The sequence below is a fragment of the Mediterraneibacter faecis genome, from assembly GCF_055383675.1.
Genome location: NZ_AP043803.1, coordinates 3,169,225 through 3,185,197, shown reverse-complemented (window position 1 = coordinate 3,185,197; position 15,973 = coordinate 3,169,225). Strand labels below are relative to the sequence as shown.

General features: G+C 41.6%; 16 protein-coding genes. 10 read left to right on the top strand and 6 right to left on the bottom strand.

Annotated features, from left to right (window positions below; genetic code table 11):
- Positions 1-7 precede the first annotated feature (7 nt).
- From ACZ47Z_RS15070 to ACZ47Z_RS15055, 4 genes are read left to right on the top strand one after another with little or no spacing between them, the layout of a single operon-like run.
- Positions 8-997: an SGNH/GDSL hydrolase family protein gene (locus ACZ47Z_RS15070; protein ID WP_464525712.1), complete on the top strand. Its 990-nt coding sequence runs from the start codon at positions 8-10 to the stop codon at positions 995-997.
- Complete coding sequence (locus ACZ47Z_RS15065; RefSeq protein WP_464525711.1) at positions 994-2,592, top strand: amino acid adenylation domain-containing protein; 1,599 nt, start codon at positions 994-996, stop codon at positions 2,590-2,592. Before ACZ47Z_RS15070 ends, ACZ47Z_RS15065 begins: the two co-directional genes overlap by 4 nt.
- Complete coding sequence (locus ACZ47Z_RS15060) at positions 2,589-3,872, top strand: diaminopimelate decarboxylase (protein WP_412377691.1); 1,284 nt, start codon at positions 2,589-2,591, stop codon at positions 3,870-3,872. Before ACZ47Z_RS15065 ends, ACZ47Z_RS15060 begins: the two co-directional genes overlap by 4 nt.
- Positions 3,844-4,071, top strand: coding sequence for a phosphopantetheine-binding protein (locus ACZ47Z_RS15055; RefSeq protein WP_015527752.1), 228 nt, complete (start codon positions 3,844-3,846; stop codon positions 4,069-4,071). Before ACZ47Z_RS15060 ends, ACZ47Z_RS15055 begins: the two co-directional genes overlap by 29 nt.
- Here the strand turns inward: ACZ47Z_RS15055 and ACZ47Z_RS15050 are convergent.
- Both ACZ47Z_RS15050 and ACZ47Z_RS15045 read right to left on the bottom strand, forming a co-directional pair.
- Positions 4,068-4,763 (bottom strand): 3'-5' exonuclease, encoded by a 696-nt coding sequence (locus ACZ47Z_RS15050; protein WP_015527753.1) that lies wholly within the window; start codon positions 4,761-4,763, stop codon positions 4,068-4,070. The two genes, ACZ47Z_RS15055 and ACZ47Z_RS15050, sit on opposite strands and share 4 nt — an antisense overlap.
- Positions 4,764-4,836: 73 nt before the next feature.
- Positions 4,837-5,268: a hypothetical protein gene (locus ACZ47Z_RS15045; protein ID WP_020435949.1), complete on the bottom strand. Its 432-nt coding sequence runs from the start codon at positions 5,266-5,268 to the stop codon at positions 4,837-4,839.
- 225 nt (positions 5,269-5,493) lie between these two features.
- Between ACZ47Z_RS15045 and coaBC the strand changes: the two genes are divergently transcribed.
- Both coaBC and ACZ47Z_RS15035 read left to right on the top strand, forming a co-directional pair.
- Positions 5,494-6,693, top strand: a complete 1,200-nt coding sequence (gene coaBC / locus ACZ47Z_RS15040) for a bifunctional phosphopantothenoylcysteine decarboxylase/phosphopantothenate--cysteine ligase CoaBC (RefSeq protein WP_015527755.1) — start codon at positions 5,494-5,496, stop codon at positions 6,691-6,693.
- A 3-nt stretch (positions 6,694-6,696) separates the two neighbouring features.
- Complete coding sequence (locus ACZ47Z_RS15035; RefSeq protein WP_020435950.1) at positions 6,697-7,464, top strand: type III pantothenate kinase; 768 nt, start codon at positions 6,697-6,699, stop codon at positions 7,462-7,464.
- Positions 7,465-7,610: 146 nt separating this feature from the next.
- Here the strand turns inward: ACZ47Z_RS15035 and glgD are convergent, their stop codons facing one another.
- Both glgD and ACZ47Z_RS15025 read right to left on the bottom strand, forming a co-directional pair.
- Positions 7,611-8,726, bottom strand: a complete 1,116-nt coding sequence (glgD, locus tag ACZ47Z_RS15030; RefSeq protein ID WP_412377692.1) for a glucose-1-phosphate adenylyltransferase subunit GlgD — start codon at positions 8,724-8,726, stop codon at positions 7,611-7,613.
- A gap of 1 nt (position 8,727) precedes the next feature.
- On the bottom strand, positions 8,728-9,867 hold the full coding sequence (locus ACZ47Z_RS15025; protein WP_055147206.1) for a glucose-1-phosphate adenylyltransferase: 1,140 nt from the start codon (positions 9,865-9,867) through the stop codon (positions 8,728-8,730).
- Between the two features lie 314 nt (positions 9,868-10,181).
- Between ACZ47Z_RS15025 and ACZ47Z_RS15020 the strand changes: the two genes are divergently transcribed.
- Both ACZ47Z_RS15020 and ACZ47Z_RS15015 read left to right on the top strand, forming a co-directional pair.
- Positions 10,182-11,441 carry an iron-containing alcohol dehydrogenase gene (locus ACZ47Z_RS15020; RefSeq protein ID WP_464525710.1) on the top strand — a complete coding sequence of 420 codons (1,260 nt, stop codon included), beginning with the start codon at positions 10,182-10,184 and terminating at the stop codon, positions 11,439-11,441.
- Between the two features lie 50 nt (positions 11,442-11,491).
- Positions 11,492-12,868, top strand: a complete 1,377-nt coding sequence (locus tag ACZ47Z_RS15015; RefSeq protein WP_226866080.1) for an MATE family efflux transporter — start codon at positions 11,492-11,494, stop codon at positions 12,866-12,868.
- A gap of 70 nt (positions 12,869-12,938) precedes the next feature.
- Here the strand turns inward: ACZ47Z_RS15015 and ACZ47Z_RS15010 are convergent, their stop codons facing one another.
- Positions 12,939-13,532, bottom strand: a complete 594-nt coding sequence (locus ACZ47Z_RS15010) for a 50S ribosomal protein L25 (RefSeq protein WP_015527493.1) — start codon at positions 13,530-13,532, stop codon at positions 12,939-12,941.
- Between the two features lie 413 nt (positions 13,533-13,945).
- Between ACZ47Z_RS15010 and ACZ47Z_RS15005 the strand changes: the two genes are divergently transcribed.
- Positions 13,946-14,602, top strand: coding sequence for a trimeric intracellular cation channel family protein (locus ACZ47Z_RS15005; RefSeq protein ID WP_055163260.1), 657 nt, complete (start codon positions 13,946-13,948; stop codon positions 14,600-14,602).
- Between the two features lie 125 nt (positions 14,603-14,727).
- Here ACZ47Z_RS15005 and ACZ47Z_RS15000 read toward each other — a convergent pair whose 3' ends face one another.
- Entirely contained in the window at positions 14,728-15,492 is a 765-nt protein-coding gene (locus tag ACZ47Z_RS15000; RefSeq protein WP_054752695.1) for an EFR1 family ferrodoxin, read from the bottom strand.
- Between the two features lie 187 nt (positions 15,493-15,679).
- On the opposite strand from ACZ47Z_RS15000, the gene ACZ47Z_RS14995 reads away from it, so the two are divergent.
- Entirely contained in the window at positions 15,680-15,955 is a 276-nt protein-coding gene (locus ACZ47Z_RS14995) for a helix-turn-helix domain-containing protein (protein WP_054752697.1), read from the top strand.
- Positions 15,956-15,973 lie beyond the last annotated feature (18 nt).

Here is a 15,973-nt window from a genome sequence, read left to right as displayed (position 1 = left end):
GATAAGAATGAGTAAGATAAAAAGAGGAGTTCTCTTTATTGTAATACTGGCAGTATTTCTGTTGGCAAGTTCTGTCGGGATGGAATGTTATGTGGTGCATCAGCTGAATGGAGAAGTGACCGGAAGAAACCGTCCGTTTGCGGCTCTTACAGTTGAGCCGGAAGATACACTGGATCTGCTGGTGGCCGGTGACAGCGAAAGCTATAATTCCGTATCAACAATGCGATTGTGGGACGATAAAGGGATTACAACTTATGACTGTGGACAGGGAGCACAGAGAATTCCAGAGACTTATTACATGCTGAAACATGCATTTAAGAAACAGTCTCCAAAGATTGTGATACTTGAGACAAATACATTGTTCCGTGATATTGGAGCAGTAAAAAGTACACAGGAGATATTAACGCAGGCAGGACAGTATTATCTGCCGGTTTTCCGTTATCATAATCTGTGGAAGACAGTAGTAGATGAGCCGGAAATGCATACGAATTACAAGGGGTTTGTGATCAGGGATGAGGTTGATCCATATGAAGGAAAACCGGATTATATGAAGAAAAAGAAAAAATGTGAAACAATGCCTGAGTATGTAAAGGTTTATCTGGAGAAAATTGAAGAACTGTGTGAAAAGAATAATGCGCAGTTATTGCTTGTAAGTATGCCATCACCAAAGAACTGGAATCATAAACGGCATGCAGAGATACAGAAATATGCGGATGGAAAAGGAATCACATATTTGGATCTGAATAAGAAGGTGGAAGAATTAGGGCTGAACTGGACAGAAGATACACAGGATAAGGGCGATCATCTGAATGTTTATGGGGCAGAGAAGGTGACTTCGTATCTTGGAAATTATTTAGAAGAGAATTATGAACTGGAAGATCATAGAAATGATCCGACGTATGAAGCATGGAATCAGCTGGCCAAACAGTATAAGCAGAACCTTGCAAGAATACAAGGAAAAATAGAAGTGGCAAAAGAAACGGGTGTAGGAAAATGATAGCAAAAGAAGAGTTGAATATTTTGTGGAGCCTGGAGCAGACAGCGAAAAAGTATGAAGACAGGGTTGCTGTTTCGGATGTAAATCAGGAGCTGACTTGGAAAGGACTTGTGAAGAAAGCTCAGGTGATAGGTGCAGAATTAAGTAAAAAGGTTCAACCGGGAAATCCGATTCCGGTTCTTTTAGAGAAAAGTTCAGAAACACTGGCAGTGATGCTTGGAATCGTTTATGCAGGATGTTTTTATGTTCCGGTGAATCCGATGAACCCGGCGGAACGTCTGCGAAAGATTATGGAGAAGCTGGAGCCGGAAGTGATCATTTCTGATGAGAAGGGAAAAGAGCAGCTGGAAGCAGTCGGAGTAGGACTCGAAGAGAAAGTGATCGGACCGGAGACACTTCTACCGACAACAGGAACGGATTTGTCAGAAGAGCAACGCAGTAAACTTGAACAGATCCAGGGACAATGGAAAGAGACAGATGCTTTGTATGGAATTTTCACTTCTGGGTCTACAGGAACTCCGAAGGCAATCGTGGTAAGTCATGGTGCTGTCAGCCGGTTTGTCCGTCATTTTACAGAAATCTTTGAGATTACATCAGAAGATGTGATTGGAAATCAGGCACCGTTTGATTTTGATGTGTCTGTGAAAGATATTTATTCCAGTATCATGACAGGGGCACAGCTTGTTTTGATACCGAAAGAATACTTCTCGACACCGCCGAGACTTCTGGATTATCTTTGCGATAAGAAAGTGACCAATCTGACCTGGGCTGTTTCGGCATTAACACTTGTGTCTGCGCTGAAAGGATTGAATTACAGAGTGCCGGAATCAGTGAAAAGAGTTATGTTCAGCGGAGAAGCAATGCCGCCAAAACAGCTGCGTATCTGGCAGGAAAAGCTGCCAGATGCAAAATTTGTAAATTTATATGGACCAACTGAGATTACTTGTAACTGTACCTATTTCCCGATTGAGCGACAGTATGAGGACAGTGAGAAAATACCGGCCGGTAAGGCATTCCCGGGAAGAAGAGTAATCCTTGTAGACGAGGAAGGCAAACGGGTGACAGAACCTGGTGTACAGGGGGAAATCTGCTCGGCAGGAGAATCTCTGGCGAATGGCTATTATAAAGAACCTGAGCAGACAGCGGAGAAGTTTGTGCTGTATCCTGTAGATGGAACAGAACAGAGAATGTATCGAACCGGAGATCTTGGAAGTTATGACGAAGAAGGAAATATCGTATTTGCAGGAAGAAAAGATTTCCAGATCAAACATATGGGACACCGGATTGAGCTGGAGGAAATTGAGCGTTCTATGACAGCACTTGATGGAGTGGAGAAGAGCTGCTGTGTCTTTGATATGGAGAAAAATCGTATTATGGGATTTTATCTTGGAGAGAAAGCAGCCTCAGATGTCAGAAAACAGATGAAGGAAAAACTTCCGGTCTATATGGTTCCGACAAAATTGATTCAGGTAGATGAGATGCCGTTGAACAAGAATGGCAAGACAGACCGTAATTATTTTAAGAATTATGGAAAAAATAAAGGCTGTACATTGGGGTTTGAGAGGAGCAGCATAAGAAAGGAGAAAATATTGTGAAAAAAGAAATGCTGTTTAATGCTGCAAAAAAATATGAAACTCCGCTTTACGTGTTTGATCTGGATATCTTAAAAGAACAGACAGAACGTATTCGTGCAGGCTTTGGTCCGGGGATCAGCCTTTGTTATGCAATGAAGGCGAATCCATTTCTGACAGGATATATGGCTCAGTGGGCAGACCGCATCGAAGTCTGCTCCATGGGAGAATTTCGGATTTGCAGGAAACTGCAAGTTCCACCGGAAAAATTATTTATTTCAGGTGTTATGAAAAAACGGGATGATATCCGGGAGATACTTTCATATTGCGGAAATAAATGTGCATATACAGTGGAATCCCCACTGCATTTCCAATATTTTGCAGAATGGAGCGAGGAACATCCGGAGGATGGTGTGCTCCGGTTATACCCGCGACTTACAAGTGGAAATCAGTTTGGAATGGACGAAGATACGGTATTAGAAATTCTGAAAAAGGCAAAGGAACTTCCGGGAATCGAGGCTGAAGGAATTCACTATTTCTCAGGAACACAAAAGAAGAATCTGAAGCGCCATCAGAAGGAACTGGCATATCTGGATGAATTTTTAAAGAAAGCGGCAGAAGAGCAGATCGATGTGAGATGTCTGGAATACGGCTCTGGAACGGCAGTTCCGTATTTCCGCGATAAAACGGCAGAGACCTTTGAAGAAGCTGGATTAAAGGGACTTCAGGACGCTGTGAAGGGCATGCAGTGGAAGGGACATGTAACAGTAGAGCTGGGACGCGCGCTGGCGGCGATGTGTGGCTACTATTTGACCAAAGTGGAAGATACCAAGACGAGTGACGGCATTCATTATTGTATTGTTGACGGGGGCTGTCATCAGCTCAATTATGACGGGCAAATCAAGGGAATGTATGAACCGTATGTGAAGGTACTTCCAAAGGAAGTTTCAGTGAAGGTTGCGGAAGTTTCCAAAAATAAGAATGCAGAAGAAAAGACCTGGAAAGTCTGTGGATCCTTATGTACACTGAATGATGTTCTCTGCAATGAAATCACCTTGAAAGGTTTGGAAAAAGGCGCCATCCTTGTATTCGAGAGAACCGGTGCGTATTCAGCAATGGAAGGAATGGCATTGTTCTTGAGCCATGAACTTCCGGGGGTTGTACTTTACAGCGAGGAAGAAGGATGGATCCAGGCAAGAGTACAGCAGGAAACTTATGAATTGAACATGGTAGAACAGTTACAGATTCAAAATGATAGGAAAAGAGGAAGAAAAAATGGAAGAATTATTAGAAATTTTAAATGAGATTGATGATAGTATTGACTATGAGAACGAGACAGCTCTGATCGATGATCAGCTTCTTGATTCTTTCGCGATCATCACACTTGTATCAGAGCTGGAGGATGCATTTGATATCAGCATTGAAGCCTCTGAGATGATGCCGGTGAACTTCAATTCGGCAAAGGCAATCTGGGCAATGGTACAGAGACTTCAGGAAGATTAAGATTTCAAAAGCCTGTCAATGATCCGGGAGGCTTCGCTTCTTGTCAGCGTAGTTGTATCCCAGTCAGGTATCAGTTCTTTCTGTTCCGTCAGGCGTTCTAAGAGTGCAATCTGCTTTGGTGTGGCAGGCTGCACTTTTTTAATTTTATATTGAAGTTGAAGAGGCTGGAACACTTTCGGATCCTGTGGCTCAAAATAGTGTGCCAGTGTCTGATAAAGCTTTGCGGTTGCGAGTGCATCATAGTATGCGCGGTGAGCAGCAGGATTCTCAATATGATAATAGTCGCATAACGCACCGAGACTTTTAGACTCAAAGTCTTTATGTACTTTGCGGGCAATTTTTAAAGTATCGATTCCCATTTTTTCAAATGTAAGACCTTCTCTGACTGCACTGCATTTTACAAAGCTATAGTCAAACATGACGTTGTGTCCGATCAGCACGTCATCTTCACAAAAGGAGAGAAAATCGTGGATGACTTCCGGGCAGGATCTTGCTCCTGCAACCATATCATTTGTGATATGTGTGATGTTGGTGATCATCGGTGTGATCGGTTTGTCTGGATGGACGAATTCCATAAAACGGTCAACGACCTTTCCTTCCCGGACTTTGAGGGCACCAATCTCTATAATTTCATGTTCCTGAGGACTTAGCCCGGTTGTCTCCAGGTCAAATGCAATATATGATTTCAGCATAGAATGCTCCTTATCTGTAATGTTAATAACTTAATATCACTATACTAACATTACAGATAAGAGAAAGCAAATTTTATAAAAATGATTCTAATTCTCGTATCATTTCTTCTTCTGTTTTGATAATTTTTCTTGCCAGCGCATCGGCAGATTTGTCAGCCCTGTTCAATGTATTGGCACGTTCTCCGAGTGTTTTAATTCCCATGCTGCATCCATCAATCAGAAGTTTTGCAATTTTGGAGTTATCATCATTCAGATTCAGTTTAAGTTCTGTGCTGAACCAGGAAAATGCGGAAGCCATCATTCCCGGAGCTTTAACTTCATTTCCCGAATCAATCAGGTGGTCTTTTGCATTACCGCCTAATCGAGAATGACGATCAATGTATTTTTCAATTAATTGGAATAAGGTTGTATCTTGGGTGAAATCTTTGATTTGCTGCATACTTTCGATTGCCATCTGACATCCAGTGTTGCATTCTTCATATAGTTTTCGTGTTTGTTCATCCATGATGAAATCCTCCTTTTTATGGTGCATTATTTGTGACGAAATAATATCAAAGATGGAATACGTGCATCAGTTATAAGAAAAGAATGTGGGTTTCTTTATATAGAATGTGGATAAAATACAAAATTATACGGTATTTTGTGAAAAACATAACGGTAAAGGACTTTTCTAAGAATATTTGTTGTGCTAAACTAAAAAAAGAGTTTAACAGAAAGGAAAAATGTACTCATGTTAAAGGGAAAAACTGTACTTCTTGGAGTGACAGGAAGTATTGCAGCATATAAAATTGCGTCACTTGCAAGTGCGCTGAAGAAATTGCATGCAGATGTGCATGTGCTTATGACAGAAAATGCGACAAATTTTATTAATCCGATCACATTTGAGACACTGACAGGAAATAAGTGTCTTGTAGATACATTTGACCGGAATTTTCAATATAGTGTAGAACACGTATCATTAGCGAAGAAAGCGGACGTAGTTATGTTGGCACCGGCAAGTGCGAATGTGATTGGGAAGATTGCTCATGGCATTGCGGATGACATGCTGACAACAACAATCATGGCGTGCAAATGTAAGAAGATCGTTGCTCCTGCAATGAATACGAATATGTTTGAGAATCCAATCGTTCAGGATAACCTGAAGGTACTGGAGCATTATAATTATGAAGTGATCAGCCCGGCGGTTGGTTATCTTGCCTGTGGAGATACAGGAGCAGGGAAAATGCCGGAACCGGAGCTTTTGCTTGAATATATTTTGCGGGAAATCGCAAGAGAAAAGGATATGAAAGGACTGCATGTTCTGGTTACAGCAGGTCCTACACAGGAGTCCGTTGATCCTGTACGCTATATTACGAATCATTCTACCGGAAAGATGGGGTATGCGATTGCAAAGGTATGTATGCAGCGTGGAGCGGATGTTACACTTGTCACAGGACCGACCTCTATTGAGAAGCCACATTTTGTAAATGTTGTTCCAATCACAACGGCGAGAGAAATGTTTGAAGAAGTGACAGGACGGGCCGAAGAACAGGATATTATTATTAAGGCAGCAGCAGTTGCGGATTATAGACCACGCTATGTCAGTGATGAAAAGGTGAAGAAAAAGGATGACGATCTGGCACTTGAAATGGAACGCACAGATGATATTCTTGCGTATCTTGGAGCGCATAAAACAAAAGATCAATTCCTCTGTGGATTTTCTATGGAAACAGAAAATATGCTCGAGAATTCCAGAAAGAAGCTGAAGAAAAAGAACCTGGACATGATTATAGCAAACAGTTTGAAAATGGAAGGCGCCGGGTTTGGCGGGAATACGAATGTGGTCACAGTGATTACAGAAGATTTTGAAAAAGAGCTCGGCAAGCTGACAAAAGAGGAAACAGCAGATCGAATCCTTGATCAGATTCTGGCACAGAGAGGGGAAGTTTAAAAGATGATACTGACAATAGACATTGGAAATACAAATATTGTATTGGGCTGTATTGATGGAGATAAAACTCTTTTTGTAGAACGTTTGTCAACTGTTCGTACGAAGACAGAGTTAGAGTATGCAATCGATATTAAGAATGTACTTGATATTTATCATATTCATAGAGATGAAATCGAAGGCGGAATCATTTCTTCTGTCGTGCCGCAGATTACAACCATCGTGAAGCTGGCGGTAGAGAAGATCCTGAAGAAGAATGTTCTTGTTGTGGGAGCCGGAATTAAGACAGGATTGAACATTCGAATCGATAACCCAGCACAGTTGGGAAGTGATCTGGTGGTCGATTCTGTTGCAGCAATTGTTGAGTATCCGGCTCCACTTCTAATCTTTGATCTTGGGACAGCAAATACAGTCTGCGTGATTGATAAAAATAAGAATTATATCGGAGGCATGATTTATCCTGGAATCGGAGTTTCTCTGGATTCTCTGACAGCTCATGCATCTCAGCTTGGCGGAATCAGTATTGAAGCACCGGAGCATATGATTGGAAAGAATACTACAGAGTGTATGAAGAGCGGTCTGATCTACAGTAGCGCTGCCGCAATGGATGGAATTATTGATCGTCTGCAGGAACAGCTTGGCGGAGAGGCAACTGTGATCGCGACAGGCGGACTGGCGAAGAAGATTGTTTCTCATTGTAGAAGAGAGATTATCCTGGACGATGATCTGCTCCTGAAAGGACTTGCAATCATCTATAAAAAGAATCGCAAATAAAAATGCTGCAAGTAAAAATATAAAACGCATTTGATACAGAACTGAAAAACAGGAGATTGAAAGATTCAAAATATATCTTTCAATCTCCTGTTTTATATATTAGGAAAATGATTCTCCCATAAGATTCTTTAAAAGTGATTTTAAACTTACAGTTTGTCACCACGCTTGATGTATCCCGGTTTATCAGGAGATGCAATGATACGTTTTCCACGGATCAAACGAGCATGTTTGTCGATTACGAGATTCTCAGCGTGAACACCTTTTCCGATAACAACGTCTGCACCGATGACACAATTCTTAATAACAGCGCCCTCTTTGATTGTACATCCACGTCCGATAACACAGTTCTCAACAGTTCCTTCAATCAGACATCCGTTGGAAATAACAGAGGATGTTACCTTGCTGCCTTCAAAATACTGTGTCGGGCAGGAGTCATTTGTACGTGTATAAATTGGCCAGTTATCATGGAACAGATCTGTTGCTTTTTTCAGGTCGATCAGTTCAAGGTTTGCTTCATAGTAACTATTGAAGTCTGAGATTGTTGCAAAGTATCCACGATGTGGATATGCGCGAACATCAAGTTCCTCACAAGACTCATTCACGATATCAGCCAGTGTGTACATGGAGGAAAGTTTGTGTGCCTTCTGAACCAGGTCAAGGAACAGATCTTTCTTCATTACATAAGTATCCATGAAGATGTTTCTGTTCTTAGCATTTCCAAGGTTTGGCTCCATGGAGAGAACACCTTTCTGTTTGTTGATGTTCAGTGTCTGACAGTTCGGGAAATGATCCTTCGCATTGTCAACAGAGTGATACATCAGAGTGATGTCTGCACCTGATTCAATATGTGTCTTGAGAAATGCACTGTAATCAGCTGTGTAAACCATGTAGCTAGGCGCGATCACAACATACTCAGAGTTGATCTCATCGAAGCAGTCAAGGTTTTCCATGTAAGCAGCGATATCTGTGTTGTAAATACCGTTGTCAATGTTGCTCTCCTGGAAGAGAGTAATCAGTTTACCACGTTTGGAGTTGATATTGTAATGACGTCCTGTTCCGATGTGTTCTACGAGAGAACGGGGTTTTCTGCGAACATAAACCTGCATTACATCAATTCCACTGTTACTCATGTTAGAAATCGGAAAGTCGATCACACGATATCTTCCGAGGAAGGAGAAGGCACCGATCGGACGGTATGCCTGCATGTCATTTACCTGTATGTTGTTTCCTGCAAAGTTGATAATTCCAAAAGCTTTACTCATTTTATTCGTCCCCCTTTACTCGTTTTGCAACGAGCTCGATATTCTCGCTGGCTGCGTCTCCGACAACAGCGTTCTTTCCAATCTTAATGCCATCGGCAACAAGGGCACGTGTAACAACGGCACCTTCTGCAACCTCAGCACCCGGCATGAGGACACTATCAATGACTTTTGCACCGGCAGCAACTTTCGCACCAGTGAACAGAACAGAATTCTTAACTGTACCATCAACGACACATCCCTGTGTAATGAAGGCTCTTTCTACAACTGCATCAGCTCCGATATACTGTGGAAGTGCAGTTGCATCTTCTGTATAGATCTTCCAGTTTGGGTCATTCAGATCAAGCTTATTGTTCTTATCAAGAAGGTCCATATTAGCTTCCCAGAGTGAATCAATTGTTCCAACATCTTTCCAATATCCTTTGAACTTGTATGCATACAGACTCTTTCCGTCATTAAGCATAGTAGGAATGATATCTTTACCAAAGTCATGGCTGGAATCTGCATTCTTCATATCTGCGAGAAGCATCTTACGAAGAAGTTTCCAGTTAAAGATATAAATACCCATGGAAGCGAGGTTGCTCTTTGGATGCTCAGGCTTCTCTTCAAATTCAACGATATGTCCTGTCTCATCTGTATTCATAATGCCAAAACGGCTTGCTTCCTTCATAGGAACTTCGATAACGGCAATCGTTGCATCTGCGTTGTTCTGTTTATGATATTCGAGCATCTTGTCGTAATTCATCTTATAAATGTGGTCTCCAGAGAGGATCAGCAGATAGTCTGGGGAGTATGTATCTATAAAGTCAATATTCTGGGAAATAGCGTCAGCTGTTCCTCTGTATACATCAAGGTTCGCATCAGCTTTCTCACGTGGTGGGAGCACATAAACTCCACTGTCCTTCGCATCAAGTCCCCATCTTCTTCCTGCTGCTGCATAGCTGTTCAGAAGTACGGATTCGTACTGTGTCAGAACACCTACAATGTCAATTCCGCTGTTTGCGCAGTTACTAAGTGGGAAATCAATAATGCGGTATTTTCCGCCATATGAAACGGCTGGTTTAGCCACTTTTTTTGTCAAATCATGGAGGCGGGTTCCTCGACCTCCGGCTAAGATCATAGCCAACATATTATCGTGTTTCATAAAAAGCCCTCTCTTTCATAATACTACTTCTTTAGTATACTCTTTTTTGTGCGATATTGCTAGGATTTTACATAGAAAAAATAAAAAAATAGCAAAAATAATGGAAAAATTTATCGAAAATCATTTGTCATTTTTCACAAAAAAAGAAAATAAGGAAAATCAGACAGATTTTTAGGCATTATTATATACAAGTGAAAAGGAACATTAAAAAAATTCCTTTAATATAGAAAGAATTGATTGATTTCAAAGCAGGAGTGTGGCAAAATACAAATCACAGTATTCATGAAAATGGTAGGTGTGAGATGAAAGCAAATGTGAAATCAGTTTTAATGAAAAAATATTGCAGAGTATATCAGGCGGGGGCGAAGCTTTTGATGGCTGCACTTCCGTGGCGTTCACCGAAAATGCTCAGTGGATCAGGAGCAGTGAAGAAGCTGCCAGAGGCGGTTCGAGATAGAGGATTTCATAAAGTATTAATTGTAACAGGACCGAAGATCCGTGCGAGGGGGCTTCTTAATGAACTGCTGGAAGAGATGAAAGAGAAGAAGTTGAAATATGTTATCTTTGACGGCATTTCTCAAAATCCTACGGATGAAGAAGTTGAAAATGGAGTAGGAATATTTCTTGGAGAAAAGTGTGACTGCATGATCGCATTTGGTGGCGGAAGTGTGATGGATTGTGCAAAAGGGATCGGAGCCAGAGTTGCGAGACCGAAGAAAGCAATTCGGAACTTACAGGGACTTTTCCGTGTGCTACGTCCGATTCCTGTAATCTTCGCCGTGCCTACAACTTCAGGCAGCGGGTCTGAGACAACGATTGCAGCGGTGATTACCGAGGTTCAGACACATCATAAAGCATCAATCAATGATTTGCAATTGATGCCACGCTTTGCAGTACTTGATCCGTGCCTTACAGTAGGACTGCCACCACAGGTAACAGCACAGACAGGAATGGATGCGCTGTGTCATGCAGTGGAAGCATACACGAATGATACATATAACAGTGATTTTGAGCGTCTGATGTGTAGTAAGGCAGTGCGATTGATTCATGAAAGTCTTCTGACAGCATATGAAGACGGGACAAATCTGCAAGCGAGACAGGATATGCAGGAGGCTGCATTTCATGCGGGACGCGCATTTACAAGAGGAAGTGTGGGTTATGTTCATGCAATTGGCCATGCGCTCAGCGGGCTTTATGGAGTGCCTCACGGGCTTGTGATGGCAATTCTGCTTCCGCATGTGATGCGTGCCTATGGCTCTTCTGTGTATGATAAGCTTGCGGATTTGTGTGATATCTGTGCGATGGAAGTAGATACACCGGACGGTATGATCTCAGCCGAAGTTCGTGCCGAAACATTTCTCCAGTGGATGGAAGAGTTAAAAGAGAAACTTGGAATTCCGAAATATCCGGATATGATCCGGGAAGAAGATGTGAACCAGATTGTAAAATGGGCACAGAAAGAGGCGAATCCGGTTTATCCGGTTCCGGAGATCTGGGATGCACAGGAGATGAAAGAGTTTGTTCTGGCCATGATGGAAGGTGCGAGACTTGAAGGTGCAGAAAAGAATGAATAACCGACAAAAATCGGTGAGGGATGTAATGAATTGGAGGAAATAATGACAGTATGAGTGACAATGCAACAATGAAAAACACAACGATTCATGACATGACGACCGGAAGTCCGGCCCGCCTGATCATGCAGTTTATGATACCAATGTTTTTGGGAAATATATTTCAGCAGTTTTACAACATTGCTGATTCAATCATAGCAGGACAGTTTCTTGGTGTAAGAGCACTGGCTGCAATTGGAAGTACGGGATCCTTGATGTTCTTTGTGACAGGCTGGCTGAACGGTCTGAGTAGTGGATTTGCTATTTTGGTGTCACAGTGGTTTGGCGCGAAAGAATATGAGAGGATGCGGCATTATGTGGCGATGTCTATTTACCTTTCTGCTGGCTGGGCTGTGCTTATGACGATTGGTCTTGGAATTGCAAATGAGCCAATCTTACGTTTGATGAATTATAAGGATAGCATTATGCCGGACGTAAAGGCATATATGGGAATTATTTATGCGGGTCTGATTGTAACGGCAGCGTATAATGCGCTGGCTGCATTTCTGCGTGCACTGGGTGATTCGAAATCCCCATTGTATTTTTTGATTATTTCAGCGGTAATCAATGTGGGACTTGATGTGGCATTTATTATTTATGGCGGTATGGGTGTAGAAGGATGTGCCTATGCGACAGTTATCGCACAGGGAATCTCAGCAGTACTCTGCTTTATATATATCGTGAAGAAGTTCCCTATTCTGCATCTTAAAAAAGAGAATTTCAGATTTTCTCTTCCAGCTTGCGGAAAATTGATGGCTCTTGGAGTTCCGATGGCATTACAGTTTTCTATTACAGCGATCGGAACAATTATTGTACAGGGTGCTGTAAATGTTTACGGGGAAGATTATATGGCTGGTTTCTCTGCGGCAGCAAAGATTCAGAATGTAATCTGCACAGTATTCGTTGCTTTCGGTGCAACGATTGCAACTTATGTGGGACAGAACTGGGGAGCTGGAAAAGTAGACCGTGTACGACAAGGTGTGCGCTGTACACAGATTATGATTCTGGCTTACAGCGTAATTGCGATGATACTGGTATTTTTCTTTAGTAAATATCTGACCTACCTTTTTATCAGCCCATCAGAGACGAAAGTTATTGAAGTATCAGTGCTGTATTTCCATACGGTATTCTGGTGTTATCCATTCCTGGGAAGTATCTTCCTATATAGGAATACCCTGCAAGGACTTGGATATGGACTTGTGCCGATGCTCGGAGGAGTGTTTGAACTTGCGGCGAGATCTGCAATTGTAGTTCTTGTGGCAGGAAAAACAAGTTTTGCGGGAGTTTGCCTGGCGGATCCGGCAGCATGGATTTCTGCATTGATTCCACTGATCCCGTATTATATCTATGTGACACGGAAGTGGAAGAAACAAGGGAAGATAGCGATGTAAAAGTGAAAGCAAAAAACAGGCGCAGAGAATCAATTATGAAGCTCTGCGCCTGTCGCTTGTTAAGTTAAAATTATTCTGCGGCTTCTTCTTCCTCTTCATCTGAAGTAAGATCAGAAGCTTTTACGTGTACTTCTGTGATAGTAACTACTGTTGCATCAAGATCTGTCATAAGATCAACATCTTTGTCTTTGGCAATTGGAAGATCAGCAACACGAATTGTGTCCCCGATTTTCAGAGGTCCAACATCAACTTCGACTTTCTCTACCAATGCGGCAGGAAGAGCCTTGAAGGAAATCTCCTGAAGCATCTGCTGTGGTACTCCTGAAGACAGTTTCTCGAGGTTTACAAGGTGAATCTCTGCTACAGAGTGAACCTTCTCATTGCTTACCAGTGCCTGAAAATCTATTTCATCTACATAACCTTTCAAAGGATTGTAATCAACTTCCTTGATCAGAGCGTCATAAGTCTCGCCGGCAACTTCCAGCATAACCTGACCACCTTTGCTCTCGACTTTCAGAAGTTTTTCTATTTCTGCTTTATCAAATTTCAGTGGAATAGAATCTTCCAGTTCACGACCAAACAGGTTTCCTGTTACGAATCCTTCGCGTCTTAATTTTTTTGCTTTGATTGACATGTCTCTTTTTTCAGCTTTTAAAGTATTCATTTATCTTTTCCTCCAAATTACTGAATTCGCTTAGCAGCCTTCAACTTGTCAAAATAATAAGTAGGTTTTGTTAAGTGTTCTTTTTCTTTGCTACAGTTACACTATAGCACCCGGTGTCAAGGGGAAGGGAAAAGCAGGGAAAATTGTATGGTGAAAAATTAAGGTTTTGAAGGTTTAAAAAGGTGTGATAAATGAAAAAATTAAGGTTGTATAACGGAAATATTCAGAGAATTATTGTGAAAATGGCGGAAATGTATGGGACGGGATATTTATTTAGAAGAAAAGTGACGAAATTAAAAAGGAATCAAAACATGTGTAACATTATTGAAAATGCAAATCCTTTATGATAAAATTTCAAACAGAAACTACTGATATTAGTCGAAATATCGGTATAGAAATGGGGAAGAAACAATATGGATTTACAGACATTGATCGTTTTGATCATCGAGTTGATCGGAACGATCGCATTTTCAATTTCGGGGGCAATGGTTGGGATCCGGCGAAAGATGGATATTTTCGGTGTGTTGGTGCTTGGTGTGGTGACCGCGGTAGGAGGCGGAATGATGCGTGATGTGATTTTGGGGAAGACACCGAGCGCATTTGTGAAGCCGATTTATGTAGAAGTGGCAGTGATTTCTGCATTAGCGCCATTTCTCTTACTTTCTATTAATAAGAGACTGGTGCATAGCAAATACCAGGCACTCTATGCAGGACTAATGTTCCTGATGGATTCGGTCGGACTTGGGATCTTTACAGCAGTCGGAGTATCCACAGGATGGACAGCAGGATATCATGATAATATGTTTTTCTTAAGTTTCCTTGGAGTACTGACAGGAGTTGGAGGAGGACTTCTCCGAGATGTGATGGCAGGGGTTCCACCATATATTTTTGTAAAGCATGTGTATGCCTGTGCATCGATCGCGGGGGCAATCTGTTGTGTACTGGCATATAGAAGCTGGGGACAGATTCCGGCGCTTGTGATCGGAACAGTAGTTGTGCTTGTGATTCGTATCGGAGCAGCGCATTACAGATGGAATCTGCCGTGCGTGAAGCTGGAGGATGAAGAATAACGAATAGGAAAATTCAATTTGGTGACAAGACACTGATAGAAGTAGTGGTATAGTGTAATAATTTAGAGACACCCGTTATTTTATCTTGAGAAGGATGAAAATAGCGGGTGTTTTTATAGTCTTATTTATAAAAACAGTTCATTTTCTTTTCGTCCGGAACAAGCTTTTTTTAACTTCTGGGAAGCAGCAGCCAGCATTAGTGGATTCAGCTTGCGGGAATGTGTTGGACAGACGCTGATACAGCGCATACAGGAAATACATTTGTCCTTATCAGTCTGCTTAGGATTGTCAGATGGAATTGCTCCTGACGGGCATTTCGCTGCGCACAATCCACAGGAACCACAGGTATGTGAAGCACCAGGGATAAGCGGAATCGTACCGTATTCGCGGTAAGGTCTGTTACCCGGAACATGTACTGGTGGAAAATCAGTTTTTACAGTGTTGTTTGTTTTCTCTTTTATCTTCTGTGCAAAGGAAGCGAGTTCTGTAAGATCATTCTGATCAGGTCTTCCAGTTGCAAACTGATGCATGATGGAATGTTCTGCGATAGCCGCAATAGCTGCCTGGCAGGTGAAGTTCTTTTCAATCAGAGTATCTTCAAGTTCGATCAATGTATCTTCATAAGCACGGTTTCCGTAAACGGTGATTAGAATCGCAGTTGCATTATTTCCGCTCAGGGCTTTGATTCTCTCTAATGCAATGGCAGGAACACGTCCACCGAAGGAAGGAACTCCGATGATACAGAGATCTTCTTCGGAAAAATCATTTGTTAGATCAGAAGTCTTTTCGCATAAATCAATGCTCTGATATTCACCAAATTGTTCAGCTATAAATGTAACTATTTTTTCAGTTCCACCGGTTGGACTGAAGTAAATTGCGTATATACTCATAAATTTTCTCCCTTAATTAAATGTTTTGGCAGATACAATAATTTTAGAGGTTTTAGAGTTATTTTGCAAGTGCCCGGTTGATATTAAAAGATAAAAGTGATATGATTCAAATAGATAAAATATTATCTAAAAATGCATAAAATAGTTAAAAATAGATAAAATATTATCCATAGAGTGAGGTGGATGAATGCAACAGTTAGTATGGGAAACAGCAGAAGAACTTGATCAAAAGCTTGCGCAAAGAGTGCGCAATATTAGAAAGAGACGTTCAATTTCACAGGAAAAATTAGCATCTATGAGTGGTGTGAGTTATGGTTCGATTAAAAGGTTTGAGACGACAGGGATGATTTCATTACTTTCCTTAACGAAGATTGCGATGGCATTGGATATGGCAGATGAACTTAGAGATATTTTTACAAGTGTGCCGTATAGGGATATCCAAGAAGTTATAAATGAGACATAATATCAAAGAGAAAGCAGG